We start from the raw sequence: 1,251 nt of genomic DNA on the forward strand, positions 1-1,251 counted from the left end.
CGCCTTCCAGACCAACATCCTGGCATTGAACGCCTCGGTCGAAGCCGCCCGTGCCGGCAGTCAGGGCCGGGGTTTCGCGGTCGTGGCATCGGAAGTGCGCTCGCTGGCACTGCGCAGCGCCGAGGCCGCTCGCGAAGTCAAGGACCTGATCGCCGCCTCGATCGGTTCAGTCGACCAGGCTGCGCAACAGGTCAAGGAGGCCGACCAGGCCATCGTGCAGATCGTGCAGTCCTTCGGCAACGTCATGACCACCGTCAACGAGATTGCGATGGCAACGCGTGAGCAGGCCGAGGGGATTTCCCAGGTCAGCCTCAGCCTGGCCGAGATGGATCGCGCGACCCAGCAGAATGCTGCCCTGGTCGAACAGACCGCTGCCGCCGCCGATGCCCTGACCGAACGGGCGGCCACACTCACGGCGTCGGTGGCGGTGTTCACGCTGACCGCACCGCAAGCCATGGCGCTGGCCGGCACGGGCGGTAGCCCCGCCTTGCCACATCATCCGCTGGCCGCGTTGAGTCAATGAATTCACCTCGCATGACCGATACCAAGAGAAGGAGCGAACCCATGCCGTCTACCGGGGTCCTGGAAGAGCTGATTGAAGAAAGCTTCACTTCGGCCTTCAACCACCATGCTGCGGGCCGCCTGCAAGCTGCCGAGGAGGACTATCGCCTGGTCCTCGCCATGGAGGAGCAATACGCCCCGGCCCAGCACTACCTGGGCGTACTGCTGCACCAGTGCGGACGGCACGAAGAAGGCCTGGCGCTGATGCACGAAGCCGCGCGCACTACACCGCCCGATGCCGACTGGTGCAATGATCTTGGCAACGTCCTGTTCGCCTGCGGGCGCTTCGACCAGTCGGAGCTGGCCTACGGACAAGCCCTGACCTTGCGCTCCGACGATGCCCAGCTGTGGACCAACCTGGCCGCCGCGCGGCGCGCGCAGCACCAGCCGCAGGCCGCCATCGCCGCCTGCGAGCAGGCCCTGTTGCGAGATCCGCATTGCCTCCCTGCCCTGTACCAGCTGGCTGACCTCTACGCTGCGCTGGGCGACCGCATGCAGAGTTCGCGTTACCAGTGCCTGGCCTTCGTGCTGCCGCCGCATGAGGGCAAGTCACGCGAGCTGCTGGCCATTTCCTTTTACTTCCTGGGACGGGTGGAAGAAGCGGCGGAAGTCTGCCGCCAATGGCTGCAGGAAGAGCCGGGCCACCCCATCGCCAGCCACATGCATGCGGCGTACGCGGGTCAGCCCAGC

At 66.3% G+C, this 1,251-nt stretch carries 2 protein-coding genes; both read left to right on the plus strand.

Going from position 1 to position 1,251, the window contains the following annotated elements; all coding sequences use genetic code 11:
• Positions 1–523, plus strand: a 523-nt coding sequence (locus B3873_RS03750) for a methyl-accepting chemotaxis protein (RefSeq protein ID WP_286864106.1), incomplete at its 5' end; no start/stop codon positions are given.
• 41 nt (positions 524–564) lie between these two features.
• Positions 565–1,251 (plus strand): tetratricopeptide repeat protein (locus B3873_RS03755; RefSeq protein WP_286864107.1); only part of this gene is annotated, 687 nt, incomplete at its 3' end.

This window comes from Herbaspirillum sp. UBA812 (genome assembly GCF_002296545.1).
Classification (GTDB): domain Bacteria; phylum Pseudomonadota; class Gammaproteobacteria; order Burkholderiales; family Burkholderiaceae_D; genus Herbaspirillum; species Herbaspirillum huttiense.